The sequence below is a fragment of the Stenotrophomonas sp. Steno-Z10-BAI genome (assembly GCF_056393115.1).
Window position 1 is genome coordinate 948,833 of the sequence record NZ_JBWJOZ010000001.1, and the last position, 24,159, is coordinate 972,991.

The window sequence follows — 24,159 nt, forward strand, 5'->3', positions numbered from 1 at the left end:
GAATCACCTTTGCTCAGTTGTCGTGTTGTCTTGCAGGAACGCTGGCGGCGGGGCATCGCACTGGCGAAGGCGTGCGTCGATCCAGCGCCGATACAACGTGGTATGCAGGTTGTGCAGCCCCAGTTCGATCGCGAACGGTGTACGCGGATTGCGATCGAGCAGGCGTGCGATGTGGTACCCGATAGGACGTATACCCCGAGGATGCACGTAAATCAGGAACCCCTGGTAGAACGGATCGTCCAGCAAGGCATCCAGTTCCTTCAGCAACGGTTGCTGCTCGGCCGGTACCTCGCGCCGCCAGATCGGATCGCGCTCGATCAGCAGCCGCTCGAACCGGCGCGGTCCCGGGCCCGGCATGCGCTGGGCCAGCGCCCAGATGCGCCGGTTGATCCGGTCGTAGTAGGCAAAGCCCTCGTGCTCGCGCAGCGCGCGTGCCGCCGCATCACTGACATCGACCACCACGAAGTTCTCGGCCTGGTTGTTGATGTCGTCCAGGTACTTCCGCTCGAACACGTGCTCGATGAAGCCGGGCGTGCCGACGAAGGCCTGCCGCCCGCGCAGGGCGGTCTTCTTCGCCTTGCCATCGGCCAGGAACTCCCCGGCATGCCGGCCGAGCAGGATGCTGTCGGTCTCGTGCAGGGTCAGGAAGGTGCCGATGGAGAGCTCATCGGCCGAGAACTCGCGATCGAACGCGGCATCGCCGTACAGCTCGCGCTGGGTCGCCAGTTGCGCGACCTGGCGGCCGACCCCGCACTCGGCACGCACGCGACCCTCGTAGAAGGTCTGCAGTGCCGCGCTGTTGGCCTCGGCCGGCTGATAGCCGCGACCGAAGCTGCGGAAGCGCTCCCAGCCCTTGGCCTGCGCGCCGCCGGCACCGAAGCCGATCCAGCCCAGCTGCAGTGCCGAGAAGCGGAAGCCGTCGTTGTCCTGCAGCGCGGTGGTGGCGCGGCGGGTAGCGGCGCCAAGCTGGAAGGCGTACGCGCAGACCGTGGCCGGGTCATCGAACAACGTGGGCAGCCAGGCCTGCCGCTGGTCCGCCGACCACTGGCGCGGCAGCTGCACACGCAGGTCGCCGGCGCTCTGGGCCTGGCGCAGATCGGCACGTTCGCAGACCGGACCACCGTGCACCTTGGGGGCGTCGATGTCGGCTGCAGCGATCTGCCAGCCAAGCTCCTCGAGCACGCCCTGCGCACAGGACGACGCGCTCCACGCGCTGCCCGCCGGGATCAGCCCCAGCAGGACCGCAAGCGCATGGCGGCGCCAGCGCCGCGATCCTGTTGCCATGACCTGCCGCACCGCCGCCCGCTCAGCGCAGGGAGGCCGGGGTATCGCTCACCACCGTGGCAGGCGAGGCCTCCACCGCCGCAGCCGGGGCTGTCGCGGGCGCCGCGGCCGGCGTGGGCTCGGGCACGGCCGCGGCCGGCAAGTACTGCTGCAGGCGCTCGAAGAAGCGGCGGTAGAAGGTGGCGTCCTGCACGGTGCTGCTGGCCACTTTCACCAGCGAGTCGTCATTGCTGCCGAACGGCAGCGACACCGAGCCCAGCGCGCCCACGCCGACGCTGGCCGAGGTCGGGCTCTTCTTGAGCGCGTAGCGGTCCTGCACGGCACTGACGAATACCAGCGCCTGGTCACCGCGCGGCGCACAGGAAATGCGCAGCACCAGTTGCTCGTGCTCTTCATCCTTGGGCTGGAAGTTCTTGTTGCCCTCCACTGCGTCATCGCCGGCGCGGGCGATCGCGTAGCCCTGGCTGAGCAGGGTACGGCGTGCGGCCTCGCAGGCCTGGGCAGGCGGGCCGGGCACGGTGCGCGAATAGGTATCGCCGGAGTCGAAGGACTCCCGGATCAGCGTGCTGTCAGCGGCGCGGCCGCCACAGGCGGTCAAAGCGGCGAGCCCCGCCAGCAGCGGGATCGAACGTACACGACGAAAGCGCATGGCCGCTCCTGCGGAAATCCAGCCTCCAAGGATAGACCTGTGCACGTTGGCAGGAGGTGGATACGCACAGGCCGCCCCGAAGGGCGGCCTGTGGAGTTGTCACCGGTTCAGCTGCGGCAGCCGTGGCGGTCAGTCCGCCCAGCGGCCCACACCGGTCGACTGCGGCAGCACCTGGGCCGACAGCGGGCGGTCGGCTTCCAGCAGGTTGACCGCATCGGCCAGGATCGCGGCCGACTCGCGCAGCAGCGGATCCGGACGCTTTTCGGCCGCCTTCTCACGGGCGGCATCCTTGACGATGTCGCGCTCGTTGCCGGTCAGGCCGTCGTCATTGCTGTCATCGGCCAGCGGATCCAGATCCAGACCCAGTTCCTTGCGGATGGCCTGGCGGTCGGTGCGCTGCTTGTCCTGCTTCTCACGCTCGGCGCGGCGCTCGGCCTCGTTGAGCGAGATGTACTTCTTGGCCTTCTCGGCGCGGAACTGCTCGACATCCTCGTTCCACCACTGGAATTCCTTGTCGGCAGCGATGCGCGTGTCGTGGCGGCTTTCCAGCTTGGGCAGCAGCGGGCCGAAGTTGCCGTACTGGGTGTGCGGCACGGCGGCGATGCGGGTCCACGGCAGCGCGTTGTCGTAGGTGCTTTCGCCGTACTCGCTGGCGTCCACGCTGGCCGGGAAGGCCAGATCGGGCACCACACCCTTGTGCTGGGTGCTGCTGCCGCTGACGCGGAAGAACTGGGCAATGGTCAGCTTGACCTGGCCGAAGCGCTGGGTCTCGCCACTCGGCCAACGGTCGAGGTCGACGATGTTCTGCACGGTGCCCTTGCCGAAGGTGGTCTCACCGATCACCAGGCCACGGCCGTAATCCTGGATGGCGCCGGCGAAGATTTCCGAGGCCGAGGCCGAGCCACGGTTGATCAGCACGGCCAGCGGGCCGTCCCACGCCACCACTTCGCTGCGGTCGCTGTTGACGGTGACGCGGCCACCGGACTCGCGCACCTGGACCACCGGGCCCTGTTCGATGAACAGACCGGTCAGTTCGATCGCTTCATCCAGCGAACCACCGCCGTTGTTGCGCAGGTCCAGCACCACGCCATCGAGTTTGTCGGCCTTGAAGCCGGCCAGCAGCTTGGCCACGTCGCGGGTCGCAGAGGCGTAGTCGGCGGCGTTGCGGCGGCGGCCTTCGAAATCCTGGTAGAAGGTCGGCAGCTTGATCACGCCCACCTTGCGCTCGGGCTCCCCATCCTTGGCCGGGATGGTCAGGGTCTCGCCCTTGGCGGCCTGTTCGGCCAGACGCACCTTCTGGCGGGTCAGCACCAGGGTGTGGTGCTTGCCGTCGACGCCCTCTTCGGCCGGAATGAACTCCAGGCGGACCTGGGTATCGCTCTTGCCGCGGATCTTGGCCACCACATCATCGATGCGCCAGCCGATCACGTCTTCCAGCGGACCGGACTTGCCCTGGCCCACGCCGACGATGCGGTCGCCCGGCTTCAACGTGCCGTTGACGGCGGCCGGACCACCGGCGATGACCTCGCGGATCACCACCATGTCGTCCTGGCGCTGCAGCTGCGCGCCGATGCCTTCCAGCGACAGCGACATCGCCTGGTTGAAGTTCTCGGCGGTGCGCGGAGTGAAGTAATCGGTGTGCGGGTCCACCGCGCTGGTGTAGGCGTTGAGGAAGAACTGGAACACGTCCTCGCCCTTGAGCTCATTGACCGACTTTTCCAGCGTGGCGTAACGCTTGTCCAGCGTCTTGCGGATCTCGGCCGGCTGCTTGCCGGCCAGCTTCAGGCGCAGCCAATCGTTCTTGACCGACTTGCGCCACAGATCGTCCAGCTCGGCGCTGCTCGCGGCCCACGGCACGTCCTTGCGGTCGTACTCGAACTTCTCATCGGTGCTGAAATCGAAATCCGTCTTGAGCAGCTTGCGCGCATAGCCGACACGCTCACCGACGCGCTGCTTGTAGACCGCGAATACCTGGAACGCCGGCTCCAGCTCGCCGCCGCGGATGGCGGTGGCGATGTTGGCCTCGAACGGGGCGAAGCGGGTGATGTCGGCCTGGGTGAAGAACTGCTTGCTGCTGTCGAGCGACTCCAGGTAGCGCTTGAAGACGTCCTTGGAGGTCGCGGCATCGAGTGCACGCGGCCGGTAGGCGTATCGGCTGTCCGAAAGCAGTCCGTAGACCAGCTTGGAGGTGGTCACCTGGTCGGCCGTGGCCGCCGAGGGCAGCGCGGGCGAATCGGCGTAGGCGGCCAGTGCCATCGGCGCGGTGAGCGCCAGGGCCATCAGGAATGCGGGGGCTTTGAATTTCATGGACTAGCTCGTGGCACCTTGCCAAGGGAGAGACTGCGTGCATTACAGACACCACGACAGTGCCGAAAGTTGCCGCGTTTGTCACCGGGGCCTTCAGCCTACCGAGGCCGTTGGAGAAATTTGTGAATACCGGGCAGAACGGCGGGCAGGCACAGGCCTGCGGCCATCCGCGGTTCAGGGCCGCGGCCGGGGAAAGACGGGAGGGATTGGCAGAACGGGCCCCGAAGGGCCCGCTGGATCAACCGGCGACGCCGGCGTCGGCCGCCTGGCGGTCGGCGTGGTAGGACGAGCGCACCATCGGCCCGGAGGCGACGTGGCTGAAGCCCAGCGCATTGCCGTACTCCTCCAGCGCCTTGTACTCCTCGGGGGTCCAGTAACGCAGCACCGGGTGGTGATGTGCGGTCGGCTGCAGGTACTGGCCGATCGTGATCATGTCCACGTCGTGCTCGCGCAGGTCGCGCAGCGTGGCCTGCACCTGCTCCAGGGTCTCGCCGAGGCCGAGCATGATGCCGGACTTGGTGGCGATCTCCGGGTGCTGGGCCTTGAACTTCTTGAGCAGGGTCAGGGACCACTGGTAGTCCGCGCCCGGGCGCACATTGCGGTACAGATCCGGCACGGTTTCGATGTTGTGGTTGAACACATCCGGCGGGTTGGTCGCCAGGATCTCCAGCGCGCGCTCCATGCGGCCCTTGCCGCGGAAGTCCGGGGTCAGCACTTCGATCTTGGTCTTGGGCGACTTGGCACGGATGGCACCGATGCAGTCGGCGAAGTGCTGGGCACCGCCGTCGCGGAGGTCATCGCGATCCACGCTGGTCACCACCACATACTTCAGGCCCATGTCGGCCACGGTCTGGGACAGGCTGGCCGGTTCATTGGCGTCCGGCGGCTTGGGCCGGCCGTGGGCGACGTCGCAGAACGAGCAACGGCGGGTGCAGACCTCACCGAGGATCATGAAGGTCGCGGTGCCGTGGCTGAAGCACTCGTGGATGTTGGGGCAGCTGGCTTCCTCGCAGACCGTGACCAGGCGGTTCTCACGCAGCTTGGCCTTGAGGTTCTGCACGGCGTTGCCGGAGGGAATCCGCACGCGGATCCACGACGGCTTGCGCAGCACCGGCACGTCGGCGAACTGCACCGGCGAGCGGCCGATCTTGTCACCGCCGATCTGTTTGACGCCCGTCTGCAACGGGGCGGCGGACGGCGTGTCGCCCTGCACAACCTGCAGGGGAATGAGGCGAGCGGTGGTTTCAGTCATGGCCTTGGTCGGCGGCGTTCACGCCGCGTCAGTCAAATCGGGTAGTTCAGCGGCCGGCTCGAGGTCCAGGCCGAACTGGCGGGCCAGATGGCCCAGCAGCACCGGCGTGACGGCCGCCATGCCGGACGGTCCCCCCAAGTCTACCACCGAGGTCACCTGCAGCCCTTGATAGCCACAGGGGTTGATCCGGCGGAACGGTTCCAGGTCCATGGCCACATTGAAGGACAGGCCATGGAAGGTGCAGCCGCGGCGGACGCGGATGCCGAGCGCGGCCACCTTGGCCCCGCCCACGTAGACCCCGGGCGCGCCCTCCAGGCGCTCGGCGCCGATGTTCCAGTCGCCCAGGGTGTCGATGATGGCCTGTTCGATGCGGCACACGTAGTCGCGCACGCCGATTCCCAGCCGCCGCAGCTGCAGCAGCGGATAGATCACCAGTTGGCCGGGGCCGTGGTAGGTCACCTGGCCGCCGCGGTCGACATGAAGAACCGGAATATCGCCGGGGGCGAGCACGTGCTCGTCCTTGCCGGCCTGGCCCAGGGTGAACACCGGGTCGTGCTCGACCACCCACAGTTCATCGCGGGTGGCATCGGTGCGGGCATCGGTGAAGCGCTGCATGGCGTGCCAGACCGGGGCGTAGGGCTGGCGGCCGAGGTCACGCACGATGGCCGGTTGCGGCGCCCGGTCGCCCGGGGCCGCGGCAGTGGCGCAGCTGGCTACAGCGTCCACTTCACTTCCGGGTGGTCGCGCAGCGCGTTGTGGGCGGCATCGTACTGTTCGCGGTTGTCGGCCTTGAACACCAGTCGCACGGACACGTACTTGCCGTTGGACGAGTGTTTCCAGCTGACCCGTTCGGTCAGTACTTCCAGCCCGGCGAGCTCGAGCAGGCGTGGCAGTTCGCGTTCCAGGTCGTTGCCGGCCGCGCCCATGGCGCTGAGTTCGAACTGGCCGGGGAACTGGAAGCCGTGGTCGGGGTTGTCAGACTTGATCTCCATGACCGGGATTATGGGGATGCCCGCGCCCGAACCCAAGCGCTGCTTGATCGTGCGCACAGCGGTACCGAACGGCACGTGAAAAGGCCCGTATCGCCACTGATACGCAGCAGTGCGTGCGCAGCGCTGTTCACGACATCACGCTCTGACTACGCTGTATCGGCTTAAGAAAGCATAAATCCCTGTCTGGTATCCCATGTCCTTCAAGCCTTTTGCGCTACCGGCCGCACTCGCCGGTGTCCTGGCCCTGGCCGCGCCTGCTGCCCACGCCGCCCCCCAATGCGGGCCCGATGCGATGCGCGAGCACCCGCCGCAGATCAATGTCCGCGTTGACAACGACCTGTTCGGTGGCAAGGACCAGGATCAGGGCTATACCAACGGGGCCCAGATCACCTTCGTGTCGCCGAATCTGGTGGATTACACCGACGACCCCTGTCTGCCGCGCCTGGCGCGCTGGGTCAACAGCCACCTGGAGCGGCTGCACCCGGGCCAGTACGAGCAGCAGAACATGATCTTCAGCCTGGCCCAGGGCATCTTCACCCCCACCGATTTCACCCGTAAGGACCTGATCGAGGACGATCGCCCGTATGCGGGCGTGCTGATCGCCAGCTTCGGGTACAACGCGCGCCGCGGCGACCGCCTGCAGACGACGCAGCTGGCGGTGGGCATGGTGGGGCCGTGGGCGCTCGGCGAGGAGGTGCAGAACGCGGTGCACGAGCTGCTGGGCGACGAGAAGTTCCAGGGCTGGGACAACCAGCTGCACAACGAACCGGTGTTCATGCTGACGCATGAGCGGATGCGACGTTGGCCGGCCGATGCCAGCGAGAACCTGGGCGGCTGGGGCTGGGATGCGATCAGCCATTACGGCGGCGCGGTGGGCAACCTGGCCACGCACGTCAACGCCGGTGGCGAGGTGCGCTTCGGCTGGAAGCTGCCGGACGATTTCGGCAGTACCCCGCTGCGCCCCGCCGGTGAGAACACGGCGCCGACGCGCGGCGGCAAGCCGAGCGGGTGGTCGTGGCATCTGTTCGGGACCACGGATGCGGCCTGGGTGATCCGCGATATCACGCTGGACGGCAATACGTTCCGCAACAGCCACAGTGTCGACAAGCGGCATGTGGTCGGCCAGGCCGGGTACGGGCTGGCGGTGATGCGTGGGCGCTGGAAGTTCGCGCTGGCGCGCTACCACAGCACGCGCGAGTTCGATGGGCAGCGCGAGGCGCCGGTGTTCGGCAGCTTCACGATCAGCCGGTCGCTGTAACGCCAGAAATGAAAAGACCGGCTTTCGCCGGTCTTTTTTCTTAGTGCGGTCGAATCGGATTACTCCGATTCCCACCACATCCAGAAGCTGTCCCACAGGCGCTTGAAGAAGCCGGCTTCTTCCACGGCGGCCACGGCCACCAGCGGGGCCTGGGCGACGACCTGGTTGTCCAGCATCACCTTCAGGGTACCGACCTGCTGGCCGGCGGTGAACGGGGCTTCGAGGGTCTTGGGCACATCGATGCTCGGCTTGAGATCGTTGTAGCGGCCACGCGGGACGCTGACCAGCATCGGCTGGGCCACGCCCAGCTGCAGCGTGGCGGTCTTGCCCTTCCACACCTTGTGCTCGGCCACGACCTTGCCCGGCTCGTACATGCGGTGGGTTTCGAAGAAGCGGAAGCCCCAGTTGAGCAGCGCCAGGCTGTCATCGGCGCGCTGCTTTTCCGAGCCGCCACCGAGGACCACCGCCACGAGACGCTGGTCGCCGCGCTGAGCCGAGCTCATCAGGCAGTAGCCGGCTTCGGAGGTATGGCCGGTCTTGATGCCGTCCACGCTCTGGTCGCGCCACAGCAGCAGGTTGCGGTTGGGCTGGGTGATGTTGCCGACGGTGAATTCCTTCACCTTGTTGTAGGCGTAGGTTTCCGGGTAGTCACGCACCATCGCGCGACCCAGCAGCGCCAGGTCGTAGGCGGTGGTGTGGTGGCCCGGGGCGCTCAGGCCATGGGCGTTGACGAAATGGGAATCCTTCATGCCGATCTTGGCGGCATAGCTGTTCATCAGCGAGGCGAAGGCCTCTTCGCTGCCGGCCACGTGTTCGGCCAGGGCGATCGCGGCATCGTTGCCGGACTGGATCGCCATGCCCTTTTCCATGTCTTCCAGGCGCGCGGTCTGGTTGACCGGGAAGCCGCTGTAGCTGCCGTCGGTGCCGGCGCCGCCCTCGCGCCAGGCGCGTTCGCTCATCATCACCTGGTCGTCGGTACGGACCTTGCCGTTCTTGACCTCGGCGGCCACGACATACGAGGTCATCACCTTGGTGATGCTGGCCGGGGCCAGTTGTTCGTGCACGTTTTCACCGGCCAGGACCTGCCCGGTGGCGTAATCCATCAGGATCCAGGCCTTGGAGACGCTGGGCTTCGGAGCCGGCGGCGTGGCCACGGTGGCCGGTGCGGCGGCGGCGGGAGCAGGCGCCGGTGCCGGGGTCGGCAAGGGGGTCTGGGCGGAAACCATGCCCACGAACAGGGTCGTGGCCATGGCAGCGGCGGCAAAGCGGAATTTCATCGGACAGCAAGCTCCTGGAGGGGCGCCAAGGGGTGGATGAGGGATAACGGGCATTGTAGGCCCAAGGAGCGGCGGCACGCGCTGGCGTGCCGCGGGCAGCGGAAGGCTCAGTCCTTCACGATCTGCGGCGCCCCGAAGCCCAGACCGGCAATCCGGCCGGCAAGTTCCGAGGCACTGGCGTGGTCGGGGGCCGGCACGCGCAGGCGCCACAGGGTGCGCCCGCCACTGACGATGTCACTGATGCTGGCCCCGGCGATACCCGCCGAGGACAACTGGCCAAGCGCGCGGGTGGCGTTGTCGCGGCTGGCGAAGCTGGCGACCTGCAGCAGCACGCTGCCGAGCACCTGCTGGGAGAGCGTCGCACTGGGCGCCGGTGCCGGGCGCGCTGCAGGTGCGGCGGCGGGCAAGGCGGCCACCGCGACCGGGGCGCTGTTGACGCTGGCGGCCTGGGTGGTGGCAGGCTTGCCGGTCGCCACGCGCACGCCGTTGTCGCGCATCCAGTGATCGAAGTTGTCGGCGTTGCCCGGCTTGGCCGAGTCGGCCACGCGGTAGCGGTACTGCTCGCCGTCCGGCTTGGCGGCGGCGGCCGTGGGCGTGGCGGCCGGCAGCTTGCCGACCAGGGCATCCATGTCGCTGGCGCGGCGTGCCGCGGCAGCGCTGGCCGTGGTGGCGGCTGCCGCAGCGGCGGCGACCTCGCGGCGCTCGCGGCGGCTGGGCTTGTCGGCCAGCAGGTTGTCATCCCCCGGGGCCAGCGCGCGTACTTCAACGTTGCCGGTGCCCCGCTGGGTGATGCCCAGGCGCACGGCGGCGGCATAACTGAGGTCGACCACGCGGCCATCGTGGAACGGGCCGCGATCGTTGACCCGCACGATCACCGATTCGCCGTTGTCCAGGTTGGTGACCCGGGCGAAGCTCGGCAGCGGCAGCGTCTTGTGCGCGGCGGTGAAGGCGTACATGTCGTACACCTCGCGGTTGGAGGTCAGGCGGCCGTGGAACTTGGCGCCGTAGTACGAGGCGGTGCCCTTCTCGGCATAGCCGCGGGTCTTGTCCATCACCTGGTATTGCTTGCCCAGCACCACATACGGCGATTTGTTGCCGATCGGCGAGCGCGGCAGATCGACCACGTCCGGCTCGGGGATGCAGGCCACGTTCGGGATGTAGGTGGGGGTGCTGTCATTCACGCCGGGCTTGTACAGGCCGCCGGCGCGGTAGTCACCGCGCGTGCTCGGATCTTCCGCGGCCGCCTTGTAGGGCGACCCGTCAGGACAATGCGCCGGGCGTCCGCCCTTGCCCTGCACCACCGCGCCGGACGGTTTGCTGCTGCTGGCGGTGCTGCCACCCGGTTTCTTCGGCGCACTGCTGCAGGCGGCCAGTGCCAGTATCAACAGACCCGGGATCAGCCATCTGGAGCGTGCGATCGTGTTCATGCCGGCGGCAACTCCTGTCCGGCGATGGCCTGGGACAACTGGTACACGGCCATCGCGTACATTTTCGAGAGGTTGTAGCGGGTAATGGCGTAGTAATTCTGGAAGCCCAGCCAGTACTGCTTGCCGGTGCTGCCTTCCAGCGTGATCGGGGTCGCGGTCAAGCCGGCCGCGACCGGGACGCTGGGCTGGTAACCGCGCTGGGCCAACTGGGACAAGGTCCAGGTCGGCGCCCATTCGGTCGGATTGAATTCTTCACGACCGGCCTGCAGCCTGGCCGGCACGGCAACCGGGCCACCGCGCACCCAACCGCCCTTCTTGACGAAGTAATTGGCGATCGAGGAGAAGACGTCGTCGTAGCTGTTGAACAGATCGCGACGGCCATCGCCGTTGCCATCCACCGCATAGTCCAGATAGCTGGACGGCATGAACTGGCCCATGCCCATCGCGCCGGCGTAGCTGCCCTTGATCGCAGTGATGTCGAGCTTCTCGTCGCGGGTCAGCGCGAACAGGCGCGCCAACTCGTCGCGGAAGAACAGCTCACGGCGCACTTCGCGCTCCAGCTTGGCCGGATCGCCGCTGCGCGGGTACTTGAAGGCCAGCGTGTACAGCGCATCGAGCACACGGTAATTACCGGTATTGCCGCCGTAGCTGGTTTCCACGCCGATGATCGCCACGATCACTTCGGCCGGCACGCCGGTGCGCTGCTGCACGCGCATCAGCTCTTCGCGGTGCTGGGCGAGGAATTTCTTCCCCCCCTCGATCCGCGCCTGGCTGATGAACATCGGCCGGTATTCGTTCCACGGTTTGACCCGCTCGGCCGGGCGCGACATCGCGGCGATGATCGGATCACGGATCTGCGCCTGGGCCAGGGTTGCCTGGATCTGCGCGGCGGGAATCCCGTAGCGGGCGGCGGTGTCACGCACGAAGTTGGCGCGGGCCACCTCGAAGGGCACCGGGGTCAGATCGACCGGGGCGGCATTGGCACCGGCGGCTTCGGGGGCGGCTTCGGCGGGCCCCTTGCTGCCGGCCGCCGGCGTAACCGGGACACCCGAGGCCTGCGGCGTCGGTGAAGGAGTCTGCGGCTGGGTCGCACAAGCGACCAAACCGAGCGTGAGCATGCAGGCCAGGGAGCGTCGAATCATCGCGGCAGGTTAGCAGGTCATGGATGAATTAAAACCCCTAAGACCATGAATCTCAACGGATTGCCTGAGTTTCTTCGCGACCGTTAAGCCCGCGTGTAGAGAGGCCCTGCCTCCCCTGCCCATTCATAGTCTGACGAAGGTGCCGTCGCCGTCTCGAACGCGCGGCGATGCGGCAAGGCGCATGGCTGGCTCACCGCAGCCGCCCGGCGAAGGGCCATCGAGCAACGCACGTCTCACTTTGGAGAAAGATGCAGAACGCACAAGAGGTCCGCCGGTTGCGTCCCCATCCCCGCAGACGCAACCGGCCAAACCGGACCCGATCGGCAGCGGCGCGGCGCGCATCTCCCCAGCGCGTGCCTCGCCCCTCTGCCTGTTGGGTCAACTACTCCCCGCCAGACTCCCCCTCCGCGATGCTTGGCTCAGCGCGTCGTTGTTGGCGGGCCGCCATTGTGCAGGCCGTTTACGACAAGTCCATTGATCGAGATCAAGTCACTTCATATCTGTGCGCCACTTCTCACTTTTATCTCCGCGCGTTGACAACGTTTGCACCTGAAACCGTTTTCGTGTGCTTGGGGTGCGCAATCGCGGCCGCACCGGCAACTCACGTCGCGTGCACCGGCTGATGCTGGCGCGCCGCCATCACCAGCCCGAAGCTGGCCAGCAGTGAGACCGCCGAGGTGCCGCCATAACTGATCAGCGGCATCGGCACGCCGACCACCGGCAACAGGCCGGAGATCATGCCGCCGTTGACCAGTACATAGACGAAGAACACCAGGCCGGTGGTGCCCACCAGCAGGCGCGAGTAACCACAACGCGACTGGCTGGCGATCCACAGGCAGCGCGCAGTGACGAACAGGAACAGGCTGAGCACCACCGCCACGCCGACCCAGCCGAACTCCTCGGCCAGCACCGAGAAGGCGAAATCCGTGGTGTATTCGGGCAGGAAATCCAGCGTGGCCTGGGTGCCCTGCCCCCAGCCTTTGCCATGCAGGCCGCCCGAGCCGATCGCGATCTTGGACTGGATGATGTTCCAGCCGGTGCCCAGCGGATCGTTCTCCGGATACAGGAAGGTCAGCACGCGATCCTTCTGGTATTGCCGCAGCAGGCCGAACCAGGCCAGCGGCGCGGCCACCGACAACCCGCCCAGCGCGACGGCCATCCACCACCAGCGCAGGCCGGCCAGCAACAGCGCGAATACCCCGCTGGCGGTCACCAGCGTGGCGGTGCCCAGGTTGGGCTGCAGCAGGATCAGCACCGCCGGGCCGCCGATCAGCAACGCGGCGGTCAGCACCGCGCGCGGCCGTGGTGGCAACGGCTGCTTGTGCAGGTACCAGGCCATCATCATCGGCAGGCTGAGCTTGAGCAGCTCGGAAGGTTGCAGGTAGAACACGCCCAGGTTCAACCAGCGCTGGCCGTACTTGCCGGTGCCGACCACATACACGGCCAGCAGTGGCAGCAAGGACAAGGTGTAGATCCAGGGCGACCACGCGCGCAGCGTCACCACCGGCAGCCGCGACAGTCCCCACAGCGCGGCAAGCCCGGCGCCGTAGCGCATCGCCTGCGCATGCACGGGCCCGTCCACGCTGTGCAGGACGGCCAGGCCGGCCACCATCAGCAGGCACAGCGCGCCCACCAGGGGCAGATCCAGGGTGCGGAAAAAGAAATGGAACACGGCGCGTGCGCGCTGCAGTAGTTCGACCATGCGGACGACTCCTGTGGATGACGCGACGCACAGCAGGAGGCGACACGGCGAACAGAAAGCGGACCCGCTAGGCGGGCCGGCGCGAGCGCAGGACCGTAACACGCGCGGGCGACGCAATCCTTAGCCGATACGTACCGCCGGGCCACGGCGCACGCATCGCGTGCGCTCAGCCGTAGCCGCCGTGTACTGGATTGTGGCGACGCACCGCCATCACCAGCCCGAAGCCGGCCAACAGCGAGACCGCCGAGGTACCGCCGTAACTGATCAACGGCATCGGCACGCCGACCACCGGCAGCAGGCCGGAAATCATGCCGCCGTTGACCAGCACGTAGACGAAGAACGCCAGCCCGGTCGCGCCGGCCAGCAGCCGCGAATAGGTATCGCGCGACTGCGAGGCGATCCACAGGCAACGCCCGATCACCACCAGGTACAGTGCCAGCACAATCGCCACGCCGATCCACCCGAACTCCTCGCTGAGCACGGAGAAGGCGAAGTCGGTGGTCTGCTCGGGAATGAAGTTCAGGTGCGACTGCGAGCCCTGCCCCCAGCCCTTGCCATCGAAGCCACCCGAGCCGATCGCGATCTTGGACTGGATGATGTTCCAGCCCGCGCCGAGCGCGTCGCTTTCCGGATCCATGAACATCATGATGCGGTCCTTCTGGTACGGCCGCAGCAGCCAGAACCAGGCCACCGGCGCGGCCGCGGCCACACCGCCGACCGCCACGCCTACCCACCACCAGGGCAGGCCGGCCAGCAGCAGCACGAACGCGCCGCTGGCAGCGATCAGCACACCGGTGCCGAAATCCGGCTGCAGCATCACCAGCGCGGTCGGCACGCCGATGATCACCGCACTGGTCAGCACGGTGGAGAAGCGCGGCGGCAGCGGCATGCGATGCAGATACCAGGCCACCATCATCGGCAGGCTGACCTTGAGCAGCTCGGCCGGCTGCAGGTAGAACACTTTCAGATCCAGCCACTGGCGGCCGTACTTGCCGGTGCCCAGCACGAACACGGCCAGCAACGGGATCATCGAGACTGCGTAGATCAGCGGCGTGGCCGAACGGATGCGCAGGATCGAGATCCGCGAAATCGCCCACATCGCGCCCAGGCCAACCGCGAAGCGCGCCCCCTGGGCGAACACCAGGCCGTCGCCTCCGGCGCTCTTGAGTACGGCCAGGCCCATCAGCATCAGCGCGGCCAGGGCCAGGCACAGCACCCAGTCCAGCGAACTGCTGAAGCGGACGGCCATGTCGACCGCCCAGCGCAGGAAGACCTTCATCGTGGCCGCTCCGGTGCGGTCGGGGGTGGAGTGGCACTGGGGACGGGTGCAGCGGGGTCCGGCGCGGGCGCAGGCGCAGGCAGGCCCACCACCACCGGCATCAACTCCAGCGCAGCCACGGCGGCATCGCCCGCCTCGCGCACGGCGCCATCGCCGCCATCGAAGGCGGTGATGCCGATCGCGGTGGTACCGCGCTCGCTGTCCAGCGGCTCCAGGCCGTCGGGCATCTTGCCCAGCAGCCAGGCATCGAAAATCTTGCGTGCGATCGGTGCAGCGGCCGAGCCACCGTAACCGCCGCCTTCGACCGCGATCGCCACGGCGATCACCGGATGGTCGGCCGGCGCGAAACCCACGAACAGCGCGCGATGGCGCAGATGCAGCGGCAGGCTGCGCGGATTGACCGCCGCCGTACCGCGCCGGCTGATCACCTGTGCGGTACCGGTCTTGCCCGCCATCACGTACGGCGCGCCCGCGGCTGCCCGCGCGCCGCTGCCGCCCGGCTGCATGGTGCCCATCATGCCCTCGCGCACCGCCTGCAGATTGCCCGGCGTAGGGCTGATCGGCTTGCTCTCGCCCGGCGGCGTCGCCGTCCAGTCGGCATCGAAACCGGCGCGCTGCTGCATCACCAGGTGCGGCTGGCGCAGCTGGCCATCGGCGATGCCCGCCACGCCATGCACCAGCTGCAGCGGGGTGACCTTCCAGTCGCCCTGGCCGATGCTGACATTGACCGTATCACCGGGATACCAGCGCTCTTTGCGTGCCTTGAACTTGGCCGCCGGCGAGGGCAGGATGCCGCCGATCTCGCCGGTCAGATCGATGCCGGTCGGTGCGCCGAACCCGTAGTAGCCCATGTAGTGGTCGAAGCGATCGATGCCCAGATCCAGCGCCAGCCTGTAGTAGTACGTGTTGACCGACTGGGTGATCGACTTGCGCAGATCGGTCCAGCCATGGCCGCCACGGTTGGCATCGCCCCAGCCGCGCGAGGTGCCCGGCAGATAGAACATGCCGGTGGACAGGATCTTGTCTTCGGGCTTGCGCACGCCACTGTCCAGGCCGGCCAGGCCGATCAGCGGCTTGATCGTCGAACCCGGCGCGACGCCACCCAGGACCAGGCGGTTGAACTGCGGCCGCGAGGGATTGTCGTTGAGCGCCTTGAAATCGGCATGCGAGATGCCGTTGACGAACAGGTTGGGGTCGTAGGACGGCAGGCTGACCATCGCCAGCACTTCGCCGGTGCGCGGGTCCATCGCCACCGCCGCACCTTCGAACTCGCCGAAGGCGGCGACCATCGCGCGCTGCAGATCGGCATCGATGGACAGCCGCAGATCGCTGCCCGACTGCGCCGCGACCCGGCCGATGGTGCGGATCGCGCGGCCCTGCACGTTGGTTTCGACCTGCTCGTAGCCGACCTTGCCGCGCAGCTGCTGCTCGTAATAGCGCTCCAGCCCGGACTTGCCGATATGGGTCAGCGCGGCATTGCCCTCGCCCAGCATCTCCAGATCCTTGTCATCGACCCGGCCGACGTAGCCGATGATGTGCGCGAACAGATCGCCGTACGGGTAGCGACGGGTCAGGTACGGCTCCAGCTCCACGCCGGGGAAGCGCCAGCGGTCCACCGCAAAGCGCGCCATCTCCTCATCGGTGACACGCAGCTTCAGCGTGACCGGCAGGAAACTGCGACGTGCCTTGCGCGACTTGTTGAAGGTCTCGATATCTTCCGGGCTCAGCGCGAGGATCTTGGACAGGCCCGCCAGCGTGGCGTCCATGTCCTTGACCTTGTCCGGGGTGATGTCCAGGCGGAACGCCGGCACGTTTTCGGCCAGCAGCCGGCCGTTGCGGTCGTAGATCATCCCGCGCCCCGGCACCACCGGCCGCGGCTTGATCCGGTTGGCCTCCGAGCGCGTGGCGTAGATATCGTGGTCCATCACCTGCAGCTTGAAGTACCACCCTCCCAGGCCGAACAGGCATACCAGTACACCGAGGAAGCCCAGCGCGGCACGGCGCCGGAACTGTTCTGCCTCGGCATGCGGATTCTTGGCCTGGCGGCGCATGTACATGTCAGCGCCCGCGTCGCCCGAAACGCAGCGCATCCAGCAGCACGAACACCAGCGGCCACAGCGCCATGCCCAGCAGCGGGGCCCACCAGTACGACCACGGCAGGGTCGGCTCGCCGACCACGATGTGCACCACCGCGCTGACGATGCGGTCGTTGAACAGCAGGCCGCCGATCGCCAGGATCTGCTGGGACATCGGGAAGAAGCGGATCCGCGCGCGGAAGCGCTGCAGGATGAAGGTCAGGATCACCAGCCGCAGCGCCTGCTCGCCGAGCACGCCGCCGTAGAGCAGATCGGCGATCACGCCGCTGGCGAAGGCGATGCCCAGCCCGACCCGGTCCGGTGTTTCGATCACCCAGTAGGCCAGCACCAGTGCCAGCCAGTAAGGACGCAGCGGCTGCAGCAGCGCCGGAAGCGGCAACAGGCCCAGCAGCAGCGCCACGACCAGACTCACCGGCAGCACCCAGGGTTTGTCGCGCAGGCGGCTCATCGTTGTTCCTCCGGCGGCGCGGCGCCGGTTTCAGGCGCGGGCGCAGGCGAGGCTGCGGGGCGACGCGGAGTCACCGGTACCGGCGCGGATGGACCGGGCCGGTTGGCCTGCGGTGCATTGGCGGGCGCCGTCGCAGGTGCCGTGGAGGCCGGGGATGAACCCGCCGGGGTGGCACTGGCCGGCGCTGCGGTGCCTGCCGGCGCGCCGGCCTGCATCGGCAGCGCGGCCGGGCCACCGGCTTCGCCCGCATCACGGCGCAGGTTCGGCGGAATGCGGATCGCCTCGCCCGGGCGCAGCAGCAGCACATCGCGGCCACGGTCGAGCTGGGCGGCCGGCTTCAGCACACCGACCAGGAAGGCGTGGGTGTCATCCGGGCGCAGCGCGGTGATGCTGCCGACCGGGAAGCCGGCCGGGAAGCGCCCGCCCAACCCCGAGGTGACGATCTCATCGCCCACTTCCACCCCGGCACTGAGCGGAATGTCGCGCAGTTCCAGGGTGTCGCCGCGGCCGTAGACGATCAGGCGCACGCCGTTGCGGGCCACGGTGACGGGCACGGCATGGTCGGGATCGGTGAGCAGCAGGACGGTCGCGCTGTTGCCGGTGGTGGCGATCACCTGGCCCATCAGGCCACCGGCATCGATCACCGCCTGGCCGACATGCACGCCATCGCGGGTGCCGGCCGCCAGCACCAGGCGCTGGCGCACCGGGTCCAGGTCGATATCCAGGATCGGCGCGAGCTGCACATCCAGGCCACTGCGCTCGGCCACGTTGAGCAGTTCGCGCAGCTGGGCGTTGTCCAGCGCGGCGGTCTGCAGGCGGGTCAGGCGCGCATTGGCGATCAGCAGCTGGTTGCGCAGCTCGCGGTTCTCGGTGACGAGCTGGCCGTGGCTGGCCGCGTTGTCCTTGACCTGGGTGCCGAGCCGTCCCGGCAGACCGGCCAATGCCCATACCGGCTGCACCAGCACGTTGGCCTGCGCGCGCAGGCGCGACAGCCAGCCGGCCTGGTCATCAAGCACGATCAGGGTGATGGCCAACGCCAGGTAAGCGAGCAGGCGCAGCGGACTGGCGGCATCGCCCTGGCGGGAGGCTACGGGAGGACCGGCGTAAGGCGGCACAGGCGTCGACTGGAAATAGTGTGGATGAAGCGCGCGGAACAAGAGCGCAGCGGGAACAGCATGCGACAACGCCCCGGCGAGGTGACGCCCGGCAAGCGAAGCTTGCTGGAGGCATCACGCCGCAGAGGCGCGTCTACGATACACGGCCGGTACGGCTTACTCCGGCGCAAAGAACTCGTTGCCGTGCATGTCCACCAGCTCCAGCGCACGACCGCCACCGCGGGCCACGCAGGTCAGCGGGTCATCGGCCACCTGCACGTGCAGGCCGGTTTCCTCGGAGATCAGGCGGTCCATGTCACGCAGCAGGGCGCCACCACCGGTCAGCACGATGCCGCGCTCGGCGACGTCGGCGCACAGTTCCGGCGGGGTCTGCTCCAGCGCCAGCTTGACCGCGCTGACGATGCCCGAGAGCGGCTCATGCAGGGCTTCAAGCACTTCGTTGGAGTTGATCTTGATCATCTTCGGCACGCCCTCGGCGAGGTTGCGGCCGGAGATTTCCATCTCGATCACTTCCGCCTGCGGGTAGGCGCAGCCCAGCTCGACCTTGATCCGCTCGGCGGTCGCTTCACCGATCAGCATGCCGTGGTTGCGGCGCACGTAGTTGGTGATCGATTCGTCGAAGCGGTCGCCGCCGATACGCACGGAGGCCGAGTAGACGATGCCGTTGAGCGAGATCACCGCCACTTCGGTGGTGCCGCCGCCGATGTCGATGACCATCGAGCCGCGCGCTTCGGTGACCGGCATGCCGGCGCCGATCGCAGCGGCCATGGGCTCTTCGATCAGGAACACATCACGCGCACCGGCCTCCTCGGCCGATTCCTTGATCGCGCGGCGCTCGACCTGGGTCGAACCGGCCGGCACGCAGACCAGCACGCGCGGGCTCGGGCGCAGGAAGCGCGACTTGTGGACCTTCTTGATGAAGTGCTTGAGCATCGCCTCGGTGTAGGTGAAGTCGGCGATGACGCCATCCTTCATCGGGCGGATGGTGGTGATATGGCCCGGGGTACGGCCGAGCATCTGCTTGGCCTCGGCGCCCACGGCAGCCACGGAACGGGTACCACCGATGGCACGGTCCTGGCGCACGGCCACGACCGACGGCTCGTTCAGCACGATCCCCTGCCCACGCACGTAGATGAGGGTGTTGGCCGTGCCCAGGTCGATGGACAGGTCATTGGAGAACATGCCACGCAGTTTCTTGAACATCTGGGAGTTGATCCTGAGGGGTGTCGCGCCCAACGCGGGATGGCGAAAAAATGGGCAGAATTCGAGGCCGACAAGCCTAGCAATCCCCCTGTGCGCGAGCAAGGACAAATCTGGCCGAAAGCCAGCCTTCACGGCCATTCAGGCCAATCCGGACAGCCCGGGTTCTGGCCCAAAGCCGCCCTACCCGTTAACCTTTGCGCCGCAGGGCGCCGCAGGGCGCCGTTTCGTTGCCCGCCCAACGGGCCTCAAACCCCCTTCCGCATAGGCCTTACTCGATGTCCGCTTTGATCTGTGGTTCTCTTGCCTTCGACACCATCATGGTGTTCCCGGACCAGTTCAAGAATCACATCCTGCCGGACAAGGTGCACATCCTGAATGTGTCGTTCCTGGTGCCGCGCATGCGTCGTGAATTCGGCGGTTGCGCCGGCAACATCGCCTACAACCTGTACCTGCTGGGTGGCGAGCCGATCCCGATGGGCACGGTGGGTTCGGATTTCGGCCCGTACCGCGAGTACTTCCAGGGCCTGGGCATCGACCTGAGCCGGGTCAAGGTGATCGATGAACTGTTCACCCCGCAGGCGTTCATCACCACCGATCACGACAACAACCAGATCACCGCCTTCCACCCGGGCGCGATGATGCGGTCCTACGAGAACCACGTGAAAGACGTGCCGGGCGTGACCCTGGGCCTGGTCGGCCCGGATGGGCGCGAGGGCATGATCCAGAACTCGCAGGAATTCTTCGAGGCCGGCGTGCCGTTCATCTTCGACCCGGGCCAGGCCATGCCGCTGTTCAACGGCCCGGAGCTGCGCACCTTCATCGAGCAGGCCGACTACGTCGTCGTCAACGACTACGAATCCAACCTGCTGCAGGAGCGCACCGGCTGGGATGAAAAAGCGATCGTGAGCCGGGTCAAGGCCTACATCACCACCCGTGGCCCCAAGGGCGCGGTCATCCACACCCCGGAAAAGACCTATGACATCCCGCCGGCGCACGAGCGCCGCGTGGTCGATCCGACCGGCTGTGGCGATGCGTTCCGCGCCGGCCTGATCTACGGCATCGAGAAGGGCTACGACTGGCTGACCATCGGCCGCATGGGCAACCTGATGGGCGCGCTGAAGGTCGAGCACCCGGGCACCCAGAACCAGCGCTTCACGTTCGATGAGTTCAATGAGCAGTTCAAGCAGCAGTTTGGTTACGCGTTAACCGCGTAACCAAACTGCCCGCGCATTCCACCTGATCCCCGCGCCGCTGGCGCGCCCCCTTGAGACGACTGCGCCTGTGGCGCAACCGTCCCGCGCATTCCACCTGATCCCCGCGCCTTCGGCGCGCCCCCTTGAACACCAAGGGGGCTTTCCACCAGAGGGGAATCGGGGGTGATGAGGGTAGAGCCAGGCCATGCCTGGCTGCTTTCCGGCTCCATCGCCCGCGGATCATGCGGCAGGCACTTGCCGCTGCAGTCAGGCCGAAACCCGGCTCTGTTCCCATGTCGCCAGCACCTGCCCGCAATCGGCCAGGTGCCAGCAGGCCATGCCCGGCCAAGGGTTGTCCGGGGTGTTGACCAGCAACGTGCGGGTGCCGGCGGCACGGCCGCATTCCAGGTCGAAGCGATGGTCGCCGACCATCACCATCTGGGCGGGAACGGCCTGCCAGCGCGCAACGAAGTACTGCAGCCCGGCCGGTGATGGCTTGGGCTCGGCTTCGTCACGGCCGATGATGTCATCGGTGGCGAACACCCCCCCGACACCGATCGCCTGCAGGGTCACCTCGGCGAGTTCGCGCGCATTGCGGGTCAGGATGCCCAGCCGGCAGCCCGCGGCGTGCAGGGTGCGTACCAGGGCCACCGCGCCGGGGGCGGCCTGTGCCTGCTCGGCCAGCGTACGTTCGTGTGCGAGCAGCCACGCATGCTTGGCCGCGGCCTCCTCGGCCGGCAGCGCGGCCAGATGGGTGAGGATGTCATCGTCCGGTGGAATCGCGAGGTCACGCTTGATGCGCTGGAAATCGTGCACCGCCACGGTCAGCGTGCCGTCCAGGTCAAACACCCAGTGACGGATCGCCGGCAGGCCCCTCACTGCCACCACGACGGCATGCGGCTGGCATCCACACCACCGGTTTCGAACACGGCCGTGCGCGTGCCACCGGCCTTGACCGGGAACTCGATGCTGATCACCTTGGCCTTGCGCGCCAGGTTCCACAGCGCTTTCTGGTCGGTGATGAACATCGCGATCGCTTCATCGGTATCCGGGCGCCAGGCGGCCATGGAGACCGGCTTGCCATCGTCGACGGTCACCTTGACCTGGCACTTCGGGCAGCGGAAATCGCCGGCCTGCAGCACGAGGTAGGCGTGGCGCTTCCATTCGGGATGATCGCGGAACACCAGCTGCACCGGCTTGGCACCGCTGCCATCCACGTCCACGCGCTCCTTGCTGTAGATCTGCGCCGAGGACTGGATGCCCTTGGTGCCGACCGGGATCTGGTTGTATTGCCACAGGGCCTGCAGACGGCGCGTTTCGCGCGCGGCCTCGGCCTTGGCCTTGACCTCGGCGTAGCCCGGTTCGATCCGGGCGGCGACGTCGGTGTCCTTGTACTGGTCCAGCAGCGAGCCACCGTGGATGCGGGCACGCTCCCAATCCTGCGCGGCGACCGCCATGTCGTACTGCTTGGCTACGCCTTCGGCCTTTTCTTCCTGCTGCGCCTTGGCGGCGGCCGCAGCGGCCTGCTGCGCCTGGCGCTCGGCTTCGGGGTTGCTGCAGGCTGCCAGCGCAAAGGCGCAGGCCGCTACCAGGATCAGTCGCTTCATTGGGTGCTCCGTGTTGGACGATGGCGCGCAAGGCGCCTGCGCCTACTTTATCGCCAAGCGGCGCACGCCGGTGTGGCACCGATGGGGAGCGATTTCACTCCGTGCTCGGCTGTCCTTCGCGCCACCAGTGGGTGGACGGTGCCGGTGCGCGGATATCCAGACGTTCGCCCATGTGCGGCGCGGTCAGGGGCACGCCCTGTTCCTGCGCCAGCGTGGTGATGCGCTCGAACGGTTCCGTCCATGGGTGCAGGGCCAGATCGAAGGTGCCGTTGTGGATCGGCATCAGCACCTTGCCGCGCACGTCCAGGTGCGCCTGCAGGCTCTGTTCGGGCTGCATGTGCACGTCCGGCCAATCCTCGCCGTAGGCCCCGGTTTCGATCATGGTCAGATCGAACGGGCCATAGCGCTCACCGATCCGGGCGAAGCCGTCGAAATAGCCGGTGTCACCGCTGAAGAAAATCCGGGTACGCCCGGTGTCGATCACCCACGAGGCCCACAGCGTCCGGTTGCCGTCGGCCAGGGTGCGGCCGGAGAAGTGCTGGGCCGGCGTCGCCACGATCTTCAGGCCTTCCACGCGGGTGTCCTGCCACCAGTCCAGCTGCACGACCTTCGCCGCCGGCACGCCCCACGCGATCAGGCGGTCGCCCACGCCGAGGGCGGTGACGAAGTGCTGCACCTTGGGCGCCAGCGCCTGGATCGCGTCGTGATCGAGGTGGTCGTAATGGTCATGCGAGACGATCACGCCGGTGATCGGCGGCAGTTCGTCGATGGTGAGCGGGGGCGCATGGAAGCGCTTGGGGCCCATGAACGACATCGGCGAGGCACGCTCGGAGAACACCGGGTCGGTCAGCCAGAAGTGGCCGTCCAGCTTCATCAGCATCGTCGAATGCCCCAACCGCCACAGGCTGTCGTCCGGTGCCTCGAGCAGGGCCTGGCGGGTCAGCGCCTGCACCGGGATCGGCGCCAGCGGGCTGGCATCGGCCGGCTTGTTGAACAGGAAACGCCACATCACCCCGACGGTGCGGAAGAAGCCGAGGTCGGTCTTGCCGGTGGGGTTGTGGAAGCGGCCGTCGCCGAATTGCGGCGACTGGTCATAGGCGGCCGCCGGGCGGGCACCGCAGGTCAACAGGCCAATGGACATGGCGATCAACACCGTCAGAAGGAGGAGGACACGAGGCAGGCGACGTTTCATGCGGGGCTTGCCCTGGAAAGTACACCGGCGAGTTTACTTGCCTTTTCCGAAAAGTAAACTGAACGGTGTAAAATAATCCGCATGACCGCCCCCGACCGCCCCAGCCGCCTCACCGACCGTAAACGCGAGGCCATCCTCCGCGCCGCGGTGGCCGAGTTCCGCGAATTCGGTTTCGCCGGCACCAGCATGGATCGCATCGCGGCCACGGCCGAGGTGTCCAAGCGCACCGTGTACAACCACTTCGCCAGCAAGGACGAGTTGTTCGCCGCGATCCTGTGGCAGCTGTTCGAAGCCAGCCAGGCGCTGGATGTCGTGCCGTACGATCCGGCGCAGTCGCTGCGCGAGCAGCTGCTGGTCTTCGCGCAGCGGAAGATGCGCCTGCTCGACGACCCCGGCTTCATCGATCTCTCCCGGGTCGCGATGGCCGAACTGGTCCATGCCCCCGAGCGCGCGCGCGCGATGATGGACAAGCTGGCCGAGAAGGAAGAAGGCCTGACCGGCTGGATCCGCGCGGCCCAGGCCGATGGCCGGCTGCGCACGGACATGCCGCCGGCCGAGGCTGCGCACCAGTTGCAGGCGATGCTCAAGGCCTTTGCGTTCTGGCCGCAGATCACCTTCGGCCAGCCACCGCTGGCGCCGGCGCAGCAGCAGCAGGTGATGCACGATTGCGTGGACATGTTCCTGGCGGTGCGCGCGGTGTGACATAGGCTTCCACGCAAAGAAGCATGCCTTATCC

At 67.4% G+C, this 24,159-nt stretch carries 21 protein-coding genes; 3 read left to right on the forward strand and 18 right to left on the reverse strand.

Going from position 1 to position 24,159, the window contains the following annotated elements; translation table 11 throughout:
• Positions 1–3: 3 nt before the first annotated feature.
• From AC06E9_RS04300 to AC06E9_RS04325, 6 genes are all read right to left on the reverse strand, one after another.
• A complete protein-coding gene (locus AC06E9_RS04300) occupies positions 4–1,284 on the reverse strand; it encodes a hypothetical protein (protein WP_461770294.1) in 1,281 nt (426 codons plus the stop codon).
• A gap of 22 nt (positions 1,285–1,306) precedes the next feature.
• Positions 1,307–1,933: a DUF2242 domain-containing protein gene (locus tag AC06E9_RS04305; protein WP_478055530.1), complete on the reverse strand. Its 627-nt coding sequence runs from the start codon at positions 1,931–1,933 to the stop codon at positions 1,307–1,309.
• Between the two features lie 129 nt (positions 1,934–2,062).
• Entirely contained in the window at positions 2,063–4,240 is a 2,178-nt protein-coding gene (locus AC06E9_RS04310) for a carboxy terminal-processing peptidase (RefSeq protein ID WP_121039882.1), read from the reverse strand.
• A 238-nt stretch (positions 4,241–4,478) separates the two neighbouring features.
• Positions 4,479–5,492: a lipoyl synthase gene (lipA, locus tag AC06E9_RS04315; RefSeq protein WP_121039885.1), complete on the reverse strand. Its 1,014-nt coding sequence runs from the start codon at positions 5,490–5,492 to the stop codon at positions 4,479–4,481.
• An 18-nt stretch (positions 5,493–5,510) separates the two neighbouring features.
• Positions 5,511–6,218 (reverse strand): lipoyl(octanoyl) transferase LipB, encoded by a 708-nt coding sequence (gene lipB, locus AC06E9_RS04320; protein ID WP_121039888.1) that lies wholly within the window; start codon positions 6,216–6,218, stop codon positions 5,511–5,513.
• Positions 6,206–6,484 (reverse strand): DUF493 family protein, encoded by a 279-nt coding sequence (locus AC06E9_RS04325; protein WP_121041243.1) that lies wholly within the window; start codon positions 6,482–6,484, stop codon positions 6,206–6,208. The genes lipB and AC06E9_RS04325 overlap by 13 nt, the downstream gene beginning before the upstream one ends.
• A 193-nt stretch (positions 6,485–6,677) precedes the next feature.
• On the opposite strand from AC06E9_RS04325, the gene AC06E9_RS04330 reads away from it, so the two are divergent.
• The gene (locus AC06E9_RS04330; protein WP_478055531.1) at positions 6,678–7,742 is read left to right on the forward strand and encodes a lipid A deacylase LpxR family protein; all 1,065 of its coding nucleotides are present in this window, start codon (positions 6,678–6,680) and stop codon (positions 7,740–7,742) included.
• 59 nt (positions 7,743–7,801) lie between these two features.
• Here AC06E9_RS04330 and AC06E9_RS04335 read toward each other — a convergent pair whose 3' ends face one another.
• The 9 genes from AC06E9_RS04335 to AC06E9_RS04375 all read right to left on the reverse strand — a co-directional run bounded on the left by AC06E9_RS04335 (position 7,802) and on the right by AC06E9_RS04375 (position 19,431).
• Positions 7,802–9,019 carry a D-alanyl-D-alanine carboxypeptidase family protein gene (locus AC06E9_RS04335; protein ID WP_152152282.1) on the reverse strand — a complete coding sequence of 406 codons (1,218 nt, stop codon included), beginning with the start codon at positions 9,017–9,019 and terminating at the stop codon, positions 7,802–7,804.
• A gap of 107 nt (positions 9,020–9,126) precedes the next feature.
• Positions 9,127–10,446, reverse strand: coding sequence for a septal ring lytic transglycosylase RlpA family protein (locus AC06E9_RS04340; RefSeq protein ID WP_478055532.1), 1,320 nt, complete (start codon positions 10,444–10,446; stop codon positions 9,127–9,129).
• Positions 10,443–11,588, reverse strand: a complete 1,146-nt coding sequence (gene mltB, locus AC06E9_RS04345; RefSeq protein ID WP_478050083.1) for a lytic murein transglycosylase B — start codon at positions 11,586–11,588, stop codon at positions 10,443–10,445. Before mltB ends, AC06E9_RS04340 begins: the two co-directional genes overlap by 4 nt.
• A 601-nt stretch (positions 11,589–12,189) precedes the next feature.
• Entirely contained in the window at positions 12,190–13,290 is a 1,101-nt protein-coding gene (gene rodA, locus AC06E9_RS04350; RefSeq protein ID WP_461770297.1) for a rod shape-determining protein RodA, read from the reverse strand.
• A gap of 166 nt (positions 13,291–13,456) precedes the next feature.
• Complete coding sequence (gene rodA, locus AC06E9_RS04355) at positions 13,457–14,569, reverse strand: rod shape-determining protein RodA (RefSeq protein WP_478055533.1); 1,113 nt, start codon at positions 14,567–14,569, stop codon at positions 13,457–13,459.
• Positions 14,566–16,626 carry a penicillin-binding protein 2 gene (mrdA, locus tag AC06E9_RS04360; protein WP_121039909.1) on the reverse strand — a complete coding sequence of 687 codons (2,061 nt, stop codon included), beginning with the start codon at positions 16,624–16,626 and terminating at the stop codon, positions 14,566–14,568. Before mrdA ends, rodA (AC06E9_RS04355) begins: the two co-directional genes overlap by 4 nt.
• Before the next feature lies 1 nt (position 16,627).
• Positions 16,628–17,113, reverse strand: a complete 486-nt coding sequence (mreD, locus tag AC06E9_RS04365) for a rod shape-determining protein MreD (protein WP_019186042.1) — start codon at positions 17,111–17,113, stop codon at positions 16,628–16,630.
• Positions 17,110–18,228 carry a rod shape-determining protein MreC gene (mreC, locus tag AC06E9_RS04370; protein WP_478055534.1) on the reverse strand — a complete coding sequence of 373 codons (1,119 nt, stop codon included), beginning with the start codon at positions 18,226–18,228 and terminating at the stop codon, positions 17,110–17,112. Before mreC ends, mreD begins: the two co-directional genes overlap by 4 nt.
• A gap of 156 nt (positions 18,229–18,384) precedes the next feature.
• Positions 18,385–19,431: a rod shape-determining protein gene (locus AC06E9_RS04375; protein ID WP_019186044.1), complete on the reverse strand. Its 1,047-nt coding sequence runs from the start codon at positions 19,429–19,431 to the stop codon at positions 18,385–18,387.
• 275 nt (positions 19,432–19,706) lie between these two features.
• Here AC06E9_RS04375 and AC06E9_RS04380 point away from each other — a divergent pair, with 275 nt between their 5' ends.
• The gene (locus AC06E9_RS04380; protein WP_121039915.1) at positions 19,707–20,645 is read left to right on the forward strand and encodes a carbohydrate kinase family protein; all 939 of its coding nucleotides are present in this window, start codon (positions 19,707–19,709) and stop codon (positions 20,643–20,645) included.
• A gap of 246 nt (positions 20,646–20,891) precedes the next feature.
• Here AC06E9_RS04380 and AC06E9_RS04385 read toward each other — a convergent pair whose 3' ends face one another.
• The 3 genes from AC06E9_RS04385 to AC06E9_RS04395 all read right to left on the reverse strand — a co-directional run bounded on the left by AC06E9_RS04385 (position 20,892) and on the right by AC06E9_RS04395 (position 23,411).
• Positions 20,892–21,512: an HAD family hydrolase gene (locus AC06E9_RS04385; protein WP_478055535.1), complete on the reverse strand. Its 621-nt coding sequence runs from the start codon at positions 21,510–21,512 to the stop codon at positions 20,892–20,894.
• Positions 21,500–22,231, reverse strand: a complete 732-nt coding sequence (locus AC06E9_RS04390; RefSeq protein ID WP_121039921.1) for a hypothetical protein — start codon at positions 22,229–22,231, stop codon at positions 21,500–21,502. Before AC06E9_RS04390 ends, AC06E9_RS04385 begins: the two co-directional genes overlap by 13 nt.
• A 94-nt stretch (positions 22,232–22,325) precedes the next feature.
• Positions 22,326–23,411 carry an MBL fold metallo-hydrolase gene (locus AC06E9_RS04395; protein ID WP_461770346.1) on the reverse strand — a complete coding sequence of 362 codons (1,086 nt, stop codon included), beginning with the start codon at positions 23,409–23,411 and terminating at the stop codon, positions 22,326–22,328.
• A gap of 93 nt (positions 23,412–23,504) precedes the next feature.
• On the opposite strand from AC06E9_RS04395, the gene AC06E9_RS04400 reads away from it, so the two are divergent.
• Complete coding sequence (locus AC06E9_RS04400; RefSeq protein ID WP_121039927.1) at positions 23,505–24,125, forward strand: TetR/AcrR family transcriptional regulator; 621 nt, start codon at positions 23,505–23,507, stop codon at positions 24,123–24,125.
• The last annotated feature ends 34 nt before the right edge of the window (positions 24,126–24,159 follow it).